Raw genomic sequence first — 14,484 nt, forward strand, 5'->3', positions numbered from 1 at the left:
TGGCGGGACGACTTACAAGGACACTGAAATCACGATGACCACTCTGGTTTCGTTGCTGCCGCTTAGTGCTGAGCAGCTTGCGCGTTTGCAGAGCGCCACGGGGGATTTCTCTCCAGCGCAGCTGGCCTGGCTGTCAGGCTATTTTTGGGGCGTCGCGCAGGGCAATGGGGCTCAGAGCGGTGCCGTGTCGGCCGTATCGCTCCCGGCCAGTGTCGCTGCGCCTGCCCAAAGCATTACCCTTATCTCCGCATCGCAAACGGGCAATGCCCGCCGCGTGGCGGAACAACTGCGTGACGATTTGCTTGCAGCCAAGCTTGCGGTCACGCTGGTGAATGCAGGCGATTATAAATTTAAGCAAATTGCGCAGGAAACGCTGTTGCTGGTGGTGACCTCCACGCAAGGGGAGGGGGAACCGCCGGAAGAAGCCGTGGCGCTGCATAAATTTCTGTTTTCCAAAAAAGCTCCTGCGCTAAAAACCACGTCGTTTGCGGTGTTCGGATTGGGGGATACCTCTTACGAATTCTTCTGTAAAGCCGGTAAAGATGTTGATGGTCGATTGGCAGAGCTGGGTGCAGAGCGCCTGCTCGATCGCGTGGACGCCGATGTTGACTATCAGACGGCCGCTGAGCAGTGGCGTCGGCAGATTGTTGATATCCTTCAGGCGCGTATACCGGCACAAGGTGCTGCGGTGGTTCAGGCGAGCGCCAGCGGAACGCGGGATGAAATTTCTAGCAGTCCGTACAGTAAAACCGCGCCTTACACGGCGAGTTTCGCCGTGAATCAGAAAATCACGGGGCGTGCGTCCGATAAGGATGTGCGCCATATCGAGATCGATCTGGGGGATTCCGGGCTGCGCTATCAGCCGGGTGATGCGCTTGGCGTGTGGTATCAAAACGATCCGGCGCTGGTACAAGAGTTACTGGAATTGCTGTGGTTGAAAGGGGATGAGCTTGTGACCGTGACGGGAGAGACATTGCCTTTGTCACAGGCGCTGCAACGCCATTTCGAACTGACGCAAAACACGGCGCCGCTGGTGGAAAAGTACGCCGCGTTGTCCCGCAACGATGCGTTACTGGCGTTGGCGGCTGAAAAGCCTGCGCTGCAACAGTTCGCCCAGCGCACGCCGCTGGTGGATATGGTGCGTCAGGCACCGACGGAATTGACGCCGGAGCAACTGATTGGCTGGCTGCGACCGTTGACGCCTCGCCTTTATTCCATTGCCTCTTCCCAGGCTGAAGCCGAAAGTGAAGTGCATATCACCGTTGGTGTTGTGCGCTACGACTATGAGGGACGTGCGCGAACGGGCGGTGCATCAGGTTATCTGGCGGATCGTTTGAATGAAGACGATGAGATTCAGGTCTTTATTGAACATAACGATCACTTCCGCCTGCCTGCCGATCCCTCGACGTCCGTCATCATGATCGGACCTGGCACCGGCATTGCTCCGTTTCGTGCCTTTATGCAACAGCGCGAAGCGGACGGTGCCGAAGGCAAAAACTGGCTGTTTTTCGGCAACCCGCACTTTACCGAAGATTTTCTCTATCAGGTGGAATGGCAGCGCTACGTGAAAGACGGGCTGCTGACGCATATCGATCTGGCCTGGTCGCGCGATCAAGCACACAAGATCTATGTGCAGGACAAACTGCGCGAGAAGGGTGAACAGGTGTGGAGCTGGATCCAGGACGGCGCACATCTCTATGTGTGTGGCGATGCCAACCGTATGGCGAAAGATGTGGAGCAGGCGCTGCTGGACATCATCGTCACCCACGGCGGTCTGGATGTTGAACAGGCCGATGAGTTTTTAAGTGAACTGCGCCTTGAGCGCCGTTATCAGCGCGATGTGTACTAGCGAGATCTTTATCAATGAGCGAAAAATTACCAATCGATGAACTTTATCCCGGCCCGTTAGTGGTAGAAGGGAAACTCGCTGATGCGGAGCGCCTGAAGCGGGAAAGTAACTACCTGCGCGGTACCATTGCTGAAGATTTGCAGGAAGGGCTGACGGGCGGTTTTAACGGCGATAACTTTTTGCTGATCCGTTTTCACGGCATGTATCAGCAGGATGACCGCGATATTCGCGCTGAGCGTGCCGAGCAAAAGCTGGAACCGCGTCATGCCATGATGCTGCGCTGCCGTTTGCCCGGTGGCGTGATGACGCCGGAACAGTGGTTGGGGATTGATAAATTTGCTGCCGAGAGCACGCTCTATGGCAGCATTCGTATCACCAACCGCCAAACCTTTCAGTTTCACGGTATTCTGAAGCCGAACGTGAAACCGGCGCACCAGTTGCTGAATCATCTGGGGCTGGATGCGTTGGCGACTGCCAACGATATGAACCGTAACGTGCTTTGTACTTCTAACCCGGTGGAATCCGAGCTGCATCAGCAGTCCTATGATTGGGCGAAGAAGATCTCCGAGCATCTGTTGCCACGTACCAGTGCCTACGCCGAGATCTGGCTGGATCAAGAGAAAGTCGCTACCACCGATGAAGAACCGATCCTCGGGGCGACCTATCTGCCGCGCAAGTTCAAAACCACGGTAGTGATCCCGCCGCAAAACGATGTCGATCTGCACGCCAACGATCTTAATTTTATCGCTATTGCCGATAATGGCCGTCTGGTCGGTTTCAACGTGTTGGTAGGTGGCGGCCTTTCTATCGCCCACGGCGATAAGGCAACCTATCCGCGCACTGCCAGTGAGCTGGGTTATATTCCGATTGAGCATACGCTGGCCGTGGCCGAAGCGGTGGTGACCACGCAACGTGACTGGGGTAATCGCACCAACCGCAAAAATGCCAAAACCAAATATACGTTGGAGCGTGTCGGCGTTGACACCTTCAAACGTGAAGTGGAAAAGCGCGCGGGCGTGACCTTTGAATCGGTGCGCCCGTATGAATTTACTGGCCGTGGCGATCGCATTGGCTGGGTGAAAGGCATCGATAGCAAATGGCACCTGACGCTGTTTATCGAAAATGGCCGTATTCTCGATTATCCAGGGCGCCCGTTGAAAACCGGGTTGGCTGAAATTGCCAAAATCCATAAAGGGGATTTCCGCCTCACGGCGAATCAAAACCTGATTGTGGCAGGCGTGAATACGCGCAATAAAGCGAAGATTGAAGCGCTGGCGCGCGAGCACGGGTTGATTGACGATAGCGTCAGCGAGCAGCGTAAAAACTCGATGGCCTGCGTATCCTTCCCAACCTGTCCGCTGGCGATGGCGGAGGCCGAGCGTTTTCTGCCGGAATTTGTCACCGAGGTGGAAGGCATTATGCAGCGCCACGGCGTGGGCGACGAGCATATCGTACTGCGGGTAACCGGCTGTCCGAACGGCTGTGGCCGCGCCATGCTAGCGGAAATTGGTCTGGTGGGGAAAGCCGTTGGGCGCTACAACCTGCATCTGGGCGGTAACCGCGAAGGCTCGCGCATTCCGCGTATGTATCGCGAAAATATCACGCAGGCGGAGATCCTGAGCGAACTGGATGGTCTGATTGGCCGCTGGGCGCTGGAGCGCCAGCAGGGAGAAGGGTTTGGTGACTTCGCGATTCGTAGCGGCATTATCAAGCCGGTGCTCGATCCGGCGCGCGATTTTTACGATTAACCGGGAGGCATGATGTCGGTATTCTCTCTTGAAGCGCTCAATGCGCTACCCAAACCGGAGCAGGCGCAAGCGCTGGCAGAAACCAACGCCCAGTTGGAAACGCTCTCTGCCGAGGCGCGCGTAGCTTGGGCGCTGGAGCACTTGCCGGGAGAGTACGTTCTCTCTTCCAGTTTCGGTATTCAGGCGGCGGTAAGCCTGCACTTGGTCACGCAACTGCGCCCTGATATTCCGGTTATCCTCACCGATACCGGCTACCTGTTCCCGGAGACCTACCAGTTTATCGATACACTGACCGAGCAGTTGAAACTCAATTTGAAGGTGTATCGCGCCGAGCACTCCCCGGCCTGGCAGGAAGCTCGCTATGGCAAGCAGTGGGAACAGGGCGTTGAAGGCATTGAGCAGTACAACCAGCTAAACAAAGTAGAACCAATGAATCGCGGGCTGAGTGAGCTACAAGCACAAACCTGGTTTGCCGGGTTGCGGCGCGAGCAGTCGGGCAGCCGTGGACATCTGCCGGTGCTGGCTATCCAACGCTGCGTATTCAAGGTGTTGCCTATTATCGATTGGGATAACAAGCAGGTGTATCAATATCTCAAGCAGAACGGTTTGTCCTACCATCCGCTGTGGGATCAAGGATACCTGTCCGTAGGGGATACGCATACCACGCGTAAATGGGAACCGGGAATAAGCGAAGAAGAAACGCGATTCTTTGGTTTGAAACGGGAGTGTGGGTTGCACGAGGGGTGAGTGTCACCTCCATCCTTCCAGCCCACTTCCGTCATTCACGCACACCTCCGTCATTCCCGCGAAGGCGGGAATCTCCTACAGGCGAAACAGGTTTTGTCTAACAGAGATCCCCGGCTTTCGCCGAGGATGGCAAGGGGGACAATGACTTTTCAGCAGTCTGCGACCGTTGGTAAACAGCCTTTTTTGTGCACAGTGCTGGCACAGTAATCAGTAGTCCAGCACCGCCCACCAGAATACGCGCCCGATAATATCGACTTCGCTGAGGGATTTCTCTTCCACGGGATGCTCAGCACTGTTGTAACTGCGGATGCTTACCGTGTTTGGCCCAACTTGGTACAGCAACTTAATGCGGTTCCAACCGTTTTGGCTGATGGCGTAGATCTTGCCATCAATAATACGCTTATCGTTGGTGTTGACGGCGACGGTTGTACCATCGGGAATAAACGGTTCCATGCTGTCGCCCTTGGCCGGGAAACAGAGTACGCCAGAACCATCCGAATTGGCACCGACGCGGCGTAGGGTCGATTTGGAAAATCGCAGCTTAAACCCGTTATGATCTTCATTCATGATGAGCCCAGTCCCGCAGGCGAATTCAATATCTTTCAGAAACGGCACTTCCACTTCATCATCCCGCAAGGGGGGGGCTGTCCCACACATCAACCGTTCCCCACTGGGATTCCGGCGGAACGTTGGAGCGCGAGTCGTAAGGTTCTGCCGCAGGCGCACGCATCGGTTCATCACCATTTGCCAGCCATTCTGGACGGACTCCCAACGCATCGGCGATATCAATGATACGCGAGGTTCCTTTCGCCTGACCGGAGGTCAAGCGCCTGATGGTTGGCTGAGCCATGTTAACGGCACGTGCCAGTTGCCCCTGAGTCATTCCCGTCAGCGACATCGCATGGTTGAGCCGTTCTGCCAAAGTGTTCATCGTTTCCATGCCAGTAACTTTATAGCATTCGCTATTGCTTTTCAAGTGAAATGGCAATACCTTTTACTATTATCGATAGCTAAAGATATTATCACACTAACAACATCGGCTACGCGTGAATAACGGACGTTAGTTCTTAATTAAATCAATAGCTTTTCGGTGGCAGTCTATGGCTTCCGCTCTTTTGTTACTCCAGGGGACGGTGCGGCAAGAACCCAATGGTCTTGTCAGATAACGGTATAGAAACAACAAAGGTGGCGAGATGATTCGTGATATCCAAAAGGTGCTCGAGCGCTATGGCGCATGGGCTTCTCATACTGAACACGGGCTGTATTACTCATCGGTGGCGGCGGGCTTCCGTGGGCTGCTGCCCTCCAGCCAGCGCTCGCGCCCGTCGTGTTGCGATGACGATGGGTTGATTGTTAATGGGGCGATGGCGTGTTTGAAAAAACGGTAATAACTCCAATTAGTAGAGCATGTGTTTTTCGATGAAGGCTCCGATGACTTTTTCGTGGATCTCGACGGAGCGCGAGAAGCAAATCGTTTTACGCGCCAGTCGTTTAATGCGGGTACGGAGCGTCAGGTTATTGCGCTCTATGCGTTGCGTGAAGATCTTGCCAGTCAGATGTTTCTGCTTCGGAACCTCTCTTGCATAGCTGCCCCAGTTGTCACTGGTAATCATGCCGATGTTGAACGGTGTCAACAGAGCCAGCAATTCACGGCAGGTCTCATCGGTTCGGGGGCCAAAAGTGTAGGCCAGAACACCGCCCGTTTTGGTATTGTAAGCGTACCAGAGCCAGTGCTGTAGCGCCTTACTGCCAACGAAGCTCCATTGCTCATCAAGTTCACAGATAAGGGCGACGTCGGCGTGAGCAACGGGAGAAGACGTTATCCTGCGGGGCGAGAGCTTTTTAAAGCCCGGATGACCGTATTGATGCCGATTTTCAACGTTCTGGCGGTATCGCGAACACCGGCACCGTTGAAGGCCATATCAACGATCTGCTCTTTGACTCCCGGCTTTCGCGCTTCATAGCGGTAGGTAAGCTGGAATACACGGCGACAGCAGTGACACCGTAAGCGTTCGCGCTTAGTTGGACTAAGGCCATGTCGATAAACTTTATCTGAATGGCAGCGAGGGCAATGAACAAAAACAGTAACCACGTGGAAACCTCAAATAGCGGCAGAATATCACAAAAGCCAACTATTTGAAGGCATTACCGGATATTTATCGCTAAGAAAAATAGCGTGAAATAACAGGACGACAACGAAAGCGGTGTTTATCGAAATAAAAAGTAAACGTGAATAGCCTTATAATCACGACGCCAGGCGCAATACCGGGCGTCGTGAACAGCACTACTTGCGTGCCAATATCGGTTTGAGGAAACGGGCAGTGTGCGATGCTTCGCAATTGGCAACTGTCTCCGGGGTGCCGGACACCAGTATTTGACCGCCACCGCTGCCACCTTCCGGACCAAGGTCCACAATCCAGTCTGCGGTTTTAATCACATCCAGATTGTGCTCAATCACCACAATGGTGTTTCCCTGATCGCGCAACTGGTGCAACACGTCCAACAATTGCTGAATATCGGCAAAATGTAGCCCGGTGGTTGGCTCGTCAAGAATATACAGGGTTTGCCCCGTTCCTCGCTTGGACAACTCGCGGGACAGTTTCACACGCTGTGCTTCACCGCCGGAGAGCGTGCTCGCCGACTGGCCAAGACGAATATAAGAAAGCCCCACATCGATAAGGGTTTGCAGCTTACGCGCCAAGGCAGGAATAGCATCAAAGAAGTCACGCGCCTCTTCAATGGTCATTTCCAGCACTTCGTGAATGCTTTTACCCTTGTATTTGATTTCCAGCGTTTCACGGTTATAGCGTTTGCCTTTGCACTGATCGCACGGCACATAGATATCCGGCAGGAAGTGCATCTCCACTTTGATGACACCATCGCCCTGACAGGCCTCACAGCGCCCGCCGCGCACGTTGAAACTAAAGCGCCCAGGGTTGTATCCGCGGCTTCTCGCTTCTGGCACACCGGCAAAAAGTTCACGGATGGGGGTAAATACGCCTGTGTAGGTCGCCGGGTTGGAACGCGGTGTGCGCCCAATAGGACTTTGATCGATATCGATCACCTTATCAAAATGCTCAAGGCCGTGAATCTCACGGTACGGTGCCGGTTCCGCCAGCGTTGCGCCATTGAGCTGACGTTGCGCCAGCGGAAACAGCGTATCGTTAATCAGCGTCGATTTGCCGGAACCAGAAACACCGGTGATACAGGTGAACAGCCCGACGGGTAGCGTCAGCGTGACATCTTTCAGGTTGTTGCCTTTGGCCCCTACCAGCTTCAGCACTTTGGTAGGATCGGCAGGCACGCGTTGTGACGGCACGGAGATTTTTCGCTCACCGCTCAGGTACTGGCCGGTCAACGATTCTGGCACCGCCATGATCTGTTCTACCGAGCCTTCCGCTACCACCTGGCCGCCGTGCACCCCCGCACCCGGTCCGATATCAATCACATGATCCGCCGCGCGAATGGCGTCTTCATCATGCTCCACCACAATCACGGTGTTGCCCAGATTGCGTAGGTGGATCAATGTCTCCAACAGGCGTTCGTTGTCCCGCTGGTGCAAGCCAATGGAAGGTTCATCCAGTACATACATCACCCCCACCAGACCGGCACCAATTTGGCTCGCCAGTCGGATACGCTGTGCTTCACCGCCGGAAAGCGTTTCGGCAGAACGCGACAGCGACAGGTAGTTCAATCCCACGTTCACCAGGAATTTCAGGCGATCGCCGATCTCCTTCAACACTTTTTCAGCAATCTGCGCGCGCTGACCACTTAGCTTCATGTTTTGGAAGAACGTCATCGCATGGCCGATGCTCATGTCGGAAATCTGCGGCAGCGTGGTCTGTTCGACAAACACATGGCGCGCTTCCTTACGCAGACGCGTACCGATGCAACTGGCACATGGACGGTTACTAATAAACTTGGCCAGTTCTTCGCGCACCGCGCTTGATTCGGTTTCCTTGTAACGCCGTTCCATGTTGTTCAACACGCCTTCGAAAGGATGGCGTCGCACGGACGTATCGCCACGATCGTTGATGTATTTGAACTCGATAGTGTCTTTACCGGAACCGTACAGAATGACGTGACGAATTTTTTCACTCAGGCTGTCGTAGGGTGCCTCGACATCAAAACGATAATGCTCCGCCAGTGAACGCAGCATCTGAAAATAGTAAAAGTTACGTCGATCCCAGCCGCGAATCGCACCGCCGGCCAACGACAGCTCACCGTTTTGCACCACACGTGCCGGATCGAAGAACTGCTGCACGCCCAACCCATCACAGCTCGGACAAGCGCCAGCCGGATTGTTGAAGGAGAACATGCGCGGCTCCAGCTCATGCATGCTATAGCCACACTGCGGACAAGCGAAATTGGCGGAAAACAGCAGTTCGGGCTGCTTGTTGCTATCATCCATATCCGCCACAATAGCGCTACCGCCGGAAAGCTCCAGCGCGGTTTCAAACGATTCCGCCAGACGCTGTGCCAAATCCTCACGCACTTTGAAACGATCGACGACTACCTCAATGGTGTGTTTCTTCTGTAATTCCAGCTTGGGCGGATCGGAAAGATCGCAAACCTCGCCGTCGATACGGGCGCGGATATAGCCTTGTGTCGCCAGGTTTTCCAGCGTTTTGGTGTGCTCCCCTTTGCGATCTTTAACAATCGGGGCGAGCAGCATCAGGCGAGTACCTTCCGGCTGTGCCAGCACGTTATCCACCATCTGGCTGACGGTCTGCGCCGCCAGCGGCACATCGTGATCCGGACAGCGCGGCTCACCCACTCGGGCAAAGAGCAGACGCAAATAGTCGTGAATCTCGGTGATAGTGCCCACGGTTGAGCGCGGGTTATGGGACGTGGATTTTTGCTCAATGGAAATCGCCGGTGACAACCCTTCGATATGATCGACGTCCGGCTTCTCCATTAAAGAGAGAAACTGGCGCGCATAGGCAGACAACGATTCAACGTAGCGCCGCTGCCCTTCCGCATACAGGGTATCAAACGCCAGCGACGATTTACCGGACCCCGACAGCCCGGTGACCACAATCAGTTTATCGCGCGGAATTACCAGATTGATATTTTTGAGGTTATGAGTACGGGCACCACGAACTTCGATCTTATCCATTCACATACATCCCGGAGTTAACGCTATTTTTCATCATCCCGCAGGCGGAGATAACCGGTACGAAACGTGCCATTATGACACAAAAAACACCCGCTGCGTTTTTTAGCACCGCAGATGGCGGCTCAGTGGGGGGACAAGCAGAAGAAACACGCTATGTAGTGGCACACTGATACTGGCCACCTGATCGGAGGTGATATGCTCACCTCATCAACACGACAGGTGACCTCATGGGTAAACATTTTACGGCGGAATTTAAGCTCGAAGCCGCAAAGCTGGTTGTCGACCACGGCTACACATACGTTAAGGCCGCAGAGGCGGTTAATGTCATATCGTTATACACATCTTTTGGCCATTTTTTGAACAGGATGCTCAGAACCCCGTGAATTAAGGCATTCAAGCCATCCCATTGGCTTTTTGAGGTTCAAAATGCCACTCTGAGATAAACCCGTAACTCATTGATTAAACAGTGCGTTAGAAAGATGTGTATAACGATATGGGTTAAACTGGGCTGCATCCGCCTCTTTTACAAGAAGTTATGCAATTAAGGGACACAGCCTAGTATTTAATTTTACACTTTATAAAATTAAATATATTCAATTTTATAACCAGAAAATTTTATTTCATCATCAATTCCTCTGAACGAAAAAGTTGCTATATTAGCTCCATCCATATCAGCTGTGGCTTTAAGCTCCACAAAAACATCTTTAGGTATTTTATTATCAAAATGTTTAACGTCATCTATCCCCATAATTAGCAAGCCTTTTCCTACGGCATTCTTTAATGTTATACGATAATTACGCCCAATCTTTAACTTTCTTGTACATTCAATAATACCAGCACCACTCAACGTGACTTCCCCCCTTGTCATAGAAAAACCAGGCCCCCCGCTTTCTCGAAGCTGAAAATAACGAAGTTCATAATCTGCAAGTTTTTTAAAGCCATCGTAGTTATGAAAATCACAATCAATAACCTGTGAATATATAGCTGTCATGATCATCCTCATATCAAAAGTTACAATACTATCTTATTAATAAAAAATCTGGAGTACAGCAATACAAGCGTATACTCCAGGGCGAGAGCATGAATGCTCATTAAGTAAGCACATAGGGGCTTTGTTGAATAATAGTGAGTCATGCTGTTTTGCCAAGCCACTTTTGGTAGAAAATGCTTGTCCCCTCAGGTGTACAGTTTTCTCATGAAGCCTAACTGCATGATTTTGCGTTGCGAGGATCCGTCGTTTCACTGGGCTGCCAGCATAAAATCTATTTATTCAACAAAGCCGCACATAGGTCAAAAAACAAACGCCTCAGCGCCCAAAAATCATCTGTTAGGATGTTATTTGACCAAAATAAGCGTGTTTATTAACCATTATCTGTTCAAAAAACATTCACTCTCTCACCCTGGCGTATACTCAACGTACTGCAATGATGTAGCCCCCTGTAACACCAGACAGTAGCTGTATCTCCAGATAAGAGATAGGCTTAGATATATGTCTAACAATCATGCTAATTTTGAAATGACCGGGATCCTGTTAGGGCAAGAAGTCCGTAAGCGTAAAACTCCGCAAGAGAAAATCGCCATCATTCAGCAGACAATGGAGCCGGGGATGAACGTCTCCCATGTAGCCCGCCTGCATGGCATCCAGCCCAGCCTTTTGTTTAAGTGGAAGAAGCAATACCAGGAAGGAAGCCTCACCGCCGTTGCGGCCGGAGAAGAAGTGGTTCCAGCTTCGGCGCTGGCGACTGCCCTCAAGCAGGTCCGGGAGCTACAGCGCCTTCTGGGTAAGAAGACGATGGAAGTTGAGATCCTCAAAGAAGCAGTGGAGTACCGCCAGTCGCGAAAATGGATAGCGCACGCGCCCTTGTTGCCAAAGGACGGGGAATAGCTCTGGTCAGCCGCGCCATGAGCGTGTCGCGTGCGCAGCTGTCACTGCGGGTTAACCGTTCTGCCGACTGGCTGGACAGGCGCAGCAACCGGCGTAATGACGAAGCTGATGCTGAGATATTATCGGACATCCTCCGTATCATCAGCGACATGCCCAGTTACGGTTACCGCCGAGTGTGGGGTATCCTGCGTAAGCAACGTCGTGCAGAGGGACTTCCACCGGTGAACGCCAAACGGCTTTACAGGATAATGAGCGAGCATAACCTGCTGTTGTTGCATGATAAAACTGAACGTCCGAAGCGGGAGCATAAAGGCAAAATCGCGGTAGCAGAGAGCGATATGCGCTGGTGCTCAGATGGCTTCGAGTTCGGTTGTGACAACGGCGAGAAGCTGCGGGTGACGTTCGCACTGGACTGCTGCGACCGGGAGGCCATAGACTGGGCAGCGAGCACCAGGGGTTATGACAGTTCAACCGTGCAGGATGTGATGCTGAGGTCGGTGGAAAAACGCTTCGGTAGCGCGCTGCCGGATAAACCAGTGCAATGGCTGACGGATAATGGTTCAGCGTACACAGCGCATGAAACGCGGAAGTTCGCCAGAGAACTGAATCTGGAGCCCTGCACAACAGCAGTGAGCCGTCCACAGAGTAACGGCATGGCAGAACGATTCGTGAAGACGATGAAGGAAGATTACATCGCCTTCATGCCAAAACCCGATGTGCGAACAGCGCTGAAGAATCTTGCAGCGGCGTTCAATCATTACAATGAAAACCATCCGCACAGTGCGCTGGGATACAACTCCCCAAGAGAATATCGGCGCCAGCGGGCATCGTTAACTTAAGATACAAAAGCTGTCCGGAGATGGTGGGTCAAGATCAACTCAACGTACTGCAAGATGTACGGCAAGGCCGCGCGATGGGCTTACTACTCGTGCCTTCTGCTGGATAGGCTGATGCATCTTGAAGTACGTTGAGTATATAAAAATCGATACCTGAGTCATCCAGTCATGCGTGAACGGTAACTGCTCCACGTGAACGTCAAAGTGCAACCGCCACCGTCGTTCATACGGTCGATAACGCGCTCCCCGATAAATCCGGCCAGTTCGTTCAATGCCAAATTACTGATAAGAATCGTAGGTTTCATGCTCTCGTAGCGCGTGTTGATAACTTCGAATAAAATCATCTTTTCCGCCTCGCTACCGAACTGAACGCCTACCTCGTCGATGATGAGCAAATCAGGCTGGGTATAGCGCTTGATAACCGCGGACTCAGAGTACTCAGCACTTTTGCTCCACGTTGATTTAAATTCGCGGGCAATTCGCAAAACGGTCGTGAATAGCGCTGAATTTTGGTGCTCGTTGATAACGTGCTTGGCAATCGACAGGGCAAGGTGATTCTTGTCGGTTCCTGGCTTACCGCACATCACCAAGCCGCCACCCTGCTTAAGGCGTTCAGGCCAATGGGTGACATAGGCATTGCAGAATTTTAAGCAACGTGCTGCATCAGGATTCACTGGCTCGTAGTTATCTAAATAACTGTTCCGAATAGTAGATCACCTGAAGGGAACTCAGTCCGAGTTGAGCGATCTGAGCAATCGATAAAGCTCCCAAATCATCAACCGGACTGAGCGATGTCGAGCATAGCACCGATACCCCGTAACGAACGACGCCTGATGAAGAAAACTCTCCATAAAACGCGTGACAAGAATCACGCCCGCAGGCTGACCGCCATCCTGATGTTGCACCGGGGCGAGCGCGTGAGCGATGTCGCCAGAATGCTTTGCTGCGCCCGTTCGTCAATCGGCAGATGGATTAACTGGCTCACCCTGTACGGCATTGAAGGCCTCAAATCTCTGCGGCCCGGTCGTGGCCGTCGCTGGCCGTTTGAACAGATCTGCGCACTGTTAATCCAGCTCGTAAAGCGTTCCCCTCATGATTTTGGCTATCAGCGTTCGCGCTGAAGCACGGAACTGCTAGCGATAAAAATCAATGAGATAACCGGTTGCCAGTTGCATGCTTCCACGGTGCACCGTTGGCTGCCTTCTGCCGGTCTGGTGTGGCGACGCGCAGCTCCTACGCTGCGTATCCGCGACCCGCATAAGGAAGAAAAAATGGAGGCCATCGCGATGGCGCTGGAACAATGCAGCGCGGAACATCCCGTCTTTTACGAAGACGAAGTGGATATTCATCTGAATCCCAAAATTGGCGCGGACTGGCAGGTTCGCGGGAAGCAGAAACGCATCGTGACGCCGGGCCAGAACGAGAAATATTATCTGGCGGGTGCATTACACAGCGGGACAGGAAAAGTCAGCGATGTTGGAGGAAACAGTAAAAGTTCGTGTTTTTTATCAGTATGTTAGAGCATCTGAGAGCAACGTACAGACGGGCAAAAACGCTCACGCTGATAGTTGATAACTACATTATTCACAAAAACCGGGAGACGCAGCGCTGGCTGGAAGAAAACCCGAAATTCAGGGGTATTTATCAGCCGGTGTACTCACCATGGGTAAATCATGTAGAGCGGTTATGGCAGGCGTTGCATGAAACCATTACCCGCAATCATCAATGCTGTTCAATGTGGCAGTTACTGAACAAGGTTCGCCGCTTCATGGAAACCGTCAGCCCGTTTCCCAGTGGAAAACATGGACAGGCAAAAGTGTAGCGGTATTAGGAACAGCTATTTAGGCGTCAAGTGTCTGCAAACCGTGAGCCATGCGCTGAGCAGTATGCCGCGTCGCAAAGAGGATTTAATCGCACGTTATGGCGGTGAAGAGTTTGTCATCATTCTGATGGATGTGACGGAAGAAGGCGCCGTAGCGTTTGCAGAACGGGCGCTGGAAGCTATCAGACACCAGCGTACCCCCCCATGAACTCACCACGCTGGATGAAAAAGTCGTTACAGCCAGCGCTGGCGTCTACCTTTTTGTGGGAACAACACCGGCTCAGGCACCGGAGAGCGTGATTATTCGTGCAGATAAAGCATTGTATCAGGCCAAGAGCAAGGGCAGAAATCGCGTTGAAATTGCGACAGAATAGGTCAACAGCGGTCAGGTGCGGACGAATTTATATTGATACAGTGCCTGACAGCGCGCGTCGCTTCTGACAAAATAGCGCCATCCCCGTAGTTTTATTTGATGGAT

10 protein-coding genes and 4 pseudogenes are annotated in these 14,484 nt (G+C 52.6%); 9 read left to right on the forward strand and 5 right to left on the reverse strand.

Features of this window, described 5'->3' with window-relative positions:
- Nucleotides 1-34 precede the first annotated feature (34 nt).
- The 3 genes from cysJ to cysH are packed head-to-tail and all read left to right on the forward strand — an operon-like array spanning nucleotide 35 to nucleotide 4,344.
- Nucleotides 35-1,849, forward strand: coding sequence for an NADPH-dependent assimilatory sulfite reductase flavoprotein subunit (gene cysJ / locus ACWWJF_RS07020; RefSeq protein ID WP_455869048.1), 1,815 nt, complete (start codon nucleotides 35-37; stop codon nucleotides 1,847-1,849).
- 32 nt (nucleotides 1,850-1,881) lie between these two features.
- Entirely contained in the window at nucleotides 1,882-3,597 is a 1,716-nt protein-coding gene (gene cysI, locus ACWWJF_RS07025) for an assimilatory sulfite reductase (NADPH) hemoprotein subunit (RefSeq protein ID WP_455870976.1), read from the forward strand.
- A gap of 12 nt (nucleotides 3,598-3,609) precedes the next feature.
- Nucleotides 3,610-4,344, forward strand: coding sequence for a phosphoadenosine phosphosulfate reductase (gene cysH / locus ACWWJF_RS07030; RefSeq protein WP_455869049.1), 735 nt, complete (start codon nucleotides 3,610-3,612; stop codon nucleotides 4,342-4,344).
- A gap of 207 nt (nucleotides 4,345-4,551) precedes the next feature.
- On the opposite strand, the pseudogene ACWWJF_RS07035 reads toward cysH, so the two are convergent.
- A pseudogene (locus tag ACWWJF_RS07035) lies at nucleotides 4,552-5,275 on the reverse strand (XRE family transcriptional regulator).
- A gap of 265 nt (nucleotides 5,276-5,540) precedes the next feature.
- Here ACWWJF_RS07035 and ACWWJF_RS07040 point away from each other — a divergent pair.
- Nucleotides 5,541-5,726 (forward strand): annotated as a pseudogene (locus ACWWJF_RS07040) (antiterminator Q family protein); the annotation flags it as partial.
- Nucleotides 5,727-5,741: 15 nt separating this feature from the next.
- Here the strand turns inward: ACWWJF_RS07040 and ACWWJF_RS07045 are convergent.
- Together ACWWJF_RS07045 and uvrA are read right to left on the reverse strand one after the other, a co-directional pair.
- Nucleotides 5,742-6,436, reverse strand: a protein-coding gene (locus ACWWJF_RS07045) for an IS1 family transposase (protein ID WP_455869050.1) whose coding sequence is annotated in 2 segments (ribosomal slippage) — nucleotides 5,742-6,193 and nucleotides 6,193-6,436 — 696 coding nt in all. Because the reading frame shifts where the segments join, the coding sequence is not laid out codon by codon here.
- Between the two features lie 192 nt (nucleotides 6,437-6,628).
- The gene (uvrA, locus tag ACWWJF_RS07050) at nucleotides 6,629-9,463 is read right to left on the reverse strand and encodes an excinuclease ABC subunit UvrA (RefSeq protein WP_455869051.1); all 2,835 of its coding nucleotides are present in this window, start codon (nucleotides 9,461-9,463) and stop codon (nucleotides 6,629-6,631) included.
- A gap of 227 nt (nucleotides 9,464-9,690) precedes the next feature.
- Here uvrA and ACWWJF_RS07055 point away from each other — a divergent pair, with 227 nt between their 5' ends.
- On the forward strand, nucleotides 9,691-9,846 hold the full coding sequence (locus ACWWJF_RS07055) for a hypothetical protein (RefSeq protein ID WP_455868661.1): 156 nt from the start codon (nucleotides 9,691-9,693) through the stop codon (nucleotides 9,844-9,846).
- 200 nt (nucleotides 9,847-10,046) lie between these two features.
- Here the strand turns inward: ACWWJF_RS07055 and ACWWJF_RS07060 are convergent, their stop codons facing one another.
- Nucleotides 10,047-10,454, reverse strand: a complete 408-nt coding sequence (locus ACWWJF_RS07060; protein ID WP_455869052.1) for a hypothetical protein — start codon at nucleotides 10,452-10,454, stop codon at nucleotides 10,047-10,049.
- A 525-nt stretch (nucleotides 10,455-10,979) separates the two neighbouring features.
- Here ACWWJF_RS07060 and ACWWJF_RS07065 point away from each other — a divergent pair.
- Nucleotides 10,980-12,187, forward strand: a protein-coding gene (locus ACWWJF_RS07065) for an IS3 family transposase (RefSeq protein ID WP_455870574.1) whose coding sequence is annotated in 2 segments (ribosomal slippage) — nucleotides 10,980-11,301 and nucleotides 11,301-12,187 — 1,209 coding nt in all. Because the reading frame shifts where the segments join, the coding sequence is not laid out codon by codon here.
- 155 nt (nucleotides 12,188-12,342) lie between these two features.
- Here the strand turns inward: ACWWJF_RS07065 and ACWWJF_RS07070 are convergent.
- Nucleotides 12,343-12,876, reverse strand: a pseudogene (locus ACWWJF_RS07070) (ATP-binding protein); the annotation flags it as partial.
- A gap of 99 nt (nucleotides 12,877-12,975) precedes the next feature.
- Here ACWWJF_RS07070 and ACWWJF_RS07075 point away from each other — a divergent pair.
- From ACWWJF_RS07075 to ACWWJF_RS07085, 3 genes and pseudogenes are all read left to right on the forward strand, one after another.
- A pseudogene (locus ACWWJF_RS07075) lies at nucleotides 12,976-14,006 on the forward strand (IS630 family transposase).
- Nucleotides 13,987-14,214 (forward strand): diguanylate cyclase domain-containing protein, encoded by a 228-nt coding sequence (locus ACWWJF_RS07080; RefSeq protein WP_455870977.1) that lies wholly within the window; start codon nucleotides 13,987-13,989, stop codon nucleotides 14,212-14,214. Before ACWWJF_RS07075 ends, ACWWJF_RS07080 begins: the two are co-directional and overlap by 20 nt.
- The gene (locus tag ACWWJF_RS07085; protein WP_455869053.1) at nucleotides 14,165-14,380 is read left to right on the forward strand and encodes a GGDEF domain-containing protein; all 216 of its coding nucleotides are present in this window, start codon (nucleotides 14,165-14,167) and stop codon (nucleotides 14,378-14,380) included. The genes ACWWJF_RS07080 and ACWWJF_RS07085 overlap by 50 nt, the downstream gene beginning before the upstream one ends.
- Nucleotides 14,381-14,484: the final 104 nt, after the last annotated feature.

This window comes from Symbiopectobacterium sp. Eva_TO, from assembly GCF_053848865.1.